Source organism: Candidatus Clostridium eludens, from assembly GCF_045310515.1.
Classification (GTDB): Bacteria; Bacillota; Clostridia; order Clostridiales; family Clostridiaceae; genus Clostridium_B; species Clostridium_B eludens.
In genome coordinates this window covers 1-2,369 of the sequence record NZ_JBJHZX010000110.1, presented here as the reverse complement: position 1 = coordinate 2,369, position 2,369 = coordinate 1, and the positions used below count along the sequence as shown (strand labels likewise).

Sequence of the window (2,369 nt, the reverse complement as noted above, 5' to 3'; positions counted from 1 at the left end):
AGGTGTGATAGTATATATTTTGAAAGAATCTTGATTGAATATATGCTGTCAAATAAAGTTAAGACGCATTATTCTTAATCAACGATTCATGATTTACTTTACAGCCGTTAGTGAAGATAGAAATGCCACTCATTTTATTTTCTTAGCAAAGTTGTGCAAATTAGAATAAAATATGGTAACATGTAGAAATAAGCATATTATAAATATGTTTTGTAATGTGTCTATTTTATGATTAAGAAACCTATTCAATAATATATAAAAACATTGGAGGAAAATATTATGAGGGGTACTTCTAGTGAAAGAATGGTAGAACCATGTCTGCATTCATTCGATAGCATTATAGTGAAGGTTAATAAAGAATTTATTGATCTTACAAATTTTACGAAGAAAGAACTATTTGGAAAATCACTAATGGAAATAGGACAGATGCTAAGAATTAATTCCCAAATAACTATTGATAATATTGACAATAATTACTCCGGATATATGTTTACAAAGTCCCTTGAAGTAAGAGAAGTGGACATATCACTTTTTTATAGTAAGGAAACAAATGAAAAAGTGTATACTTTTATTGAGAAACCAAATTCCCGACTTGACAATAAGCTTATTTTTCAAGAACAATTATTTACTGAATAATATATCAGGTGCAGCCATTTACAGTGTACCTGATTTAATATTACTGAAAGTAAATCAAAAGTATATGGATGGTTGCAATTCACCTTTTAATAAAATAGAAAACAGTATAGGTAGACCTATTAATGATTTTGTAACAGGATATGTGGGAAGTCCCACTGAAACTGCTTGGAATTCTGTTCTTGAAATACAAAAAACCAGTTATATCAAAGAACTTAAATTTGAAGAGGATGAAAGAAGGACAACTTATTGGGATGCTACTAAAACACCCATATTTGAAAATGGGAAAATGAGATACATATTTGAAATTACTACAGATGTTACTGAAAGGGTTCATGACAAGCAGCATATACAACAATAAAAGCAACAATTGGAATTGCTTACCAATCTAATAGATAATCTTCACTTACCAATTGTACGTATGTCCTATCCAGAGTTAATCATTACAGATATAAACCAAAAACAATACAATATTTTTAAATCACTAAAACCACAAGTAAATTCAAAAAATGATATTATCGGAAAATGTTATTCGGATTTTATTGCTAAAAATGATGATAGTTATGATGTGGTGAAGTATATTCGTGAAGAAGTTACTAAAAAGAAAATTCCATGTTTAAAGCAAAAAAAATGTAACATCTCAGGAGAAGAAATGTTTGTAACCACGCTATATCAAGCAGTAGTTGGACATAGGGGAGAGATTGAAGAAATAGTGGGTATTGCATTCGAGGTTACGGCTGAGGTAAAGTCAAATATTAATATGCAAAACACATTAAAAATGCAGGAGGAATTTACTGCCAACATATCCCATGAACTTAAAACACCACTTAATGTAATATATTCAACTGTTCAATTATTTAATATGTATTGTAGTAATGGTTCATTAGACGAAAGAAAGGATTCAATTATTAAATATATTGAATCAATTAAGCAAAATTCCTATAGACTGGCTAAACTTGTTAATAATATTGTAGATATATCAAAAATTGATGCAGGATACTTTGAATTGAACCTATCAAATAACAATATAGTCGAAGTTGTAGAGGAAATAGTCATGTCAGTTACCAATTATACTGACAATAAAGGCATGAATATTATTTTTGATACGGATATAGAAGAAAGAATTATTAGTTGTGATGTAGAAAAGATAGAGAGACTAGTATTAAATCTCATATCAAATGCCATAAAATTTTCAAATGAAGGTGATGGAATATTGGTAGCTATTAAGAATGCGAATGAATTTGTTGAAATATCAGTTAAGGACACTGGCATTGGCATTGAAAATAAGCACCTTGATATAATATTTGATAGGTTTAAGCAGGTGAACAAATCACTATCAAGAAACGCAGAAGGTACAGGTATTGGTTTAAATTTAGTTAAGTCCATTGTAGAATTACATGGTGGTCGTATATATGTTGAAAGTGAATTGGGGAAAGGAAGTAAGTTTACTGTTGTTCTTCCTGTCCAAAAAGTAATACAGGAGAATGTGCTATCTAGTAACAAAATAAGGAACAGAAGTGACAGTATACAAATTGAATTTTCAGATATTAATTAACTGTACCTAGCTTTTAAAGACAGTTGATTTTATAGGCATATATATTAATACCAGCTTTATAGGATAGTGGTAGAAGAAGCATAGAATATTTTACATGGAGGACGAAATATGTCATCTAAGTTATTATTTGTTTTAGGTTCAATAATTTCAATTGGGTGGGGTATAGCCCATATTATACCTA

At 29.4% G+C, this 2,369-nt stretch carries 3 protein-coding genes; all 3 read left to right on the top strand.

The window, feature by feature from the left end:
* Positions 1-279 precede the first annotated feature (279 nt).
* The 3 genes from ACJDU8_RS25355 to ACJDU8_RS25345 are packed head-to-tail and all read left to right on the top strand — an operon-like array spanning position 280 to position 2,188.
* A complete protein-coding gene (locus ACJDU8_RS25355; protein WP_406794965.1) occupies positions 280-636 on the top strand; it encodes a hypothetical protein in 357 nt (118 codons plus the stop codon).
* On the top strand, positions 572-994 hold the full coding sequence (locus tag ACJDU8_RS25350; RefSeq protein ID WP_406794964.1) for a PAS domain-containing protein: 423 nt from the start codon (positions 572-574) through the stop codon (positions 992-994). The genes ACJDU8_RS25355 and ACJDU8_RS25350 overlap by 65 nt, the downstream gene beginning before the upstream one ends.
* Before the next feature lie 15 nt (positions 995-1,009).
* Complete coding sequence (locus tag ACJDU8_RS25345; RefSeq protein ID WP_406794963.1) at positions 1,010-2,188, top strand: sensor histidine kinase; 1,179 nt, start codon at positions 1,010-1,012, stop codon at positions 2,186-2,188.
* Positions 2,189-2,369: the final 181 nt, after the last annotated feature.

What these genes read in the sequence shown, in the direction of transcription:
- ACJDU8_RS25355 (WP_406794965.1), top strand. Translation starts at nt 280, where the DNA reads ATGAGGGGTACTTCTAGTGAAAGAATGGTAGAACCATGTCTGCATTCA.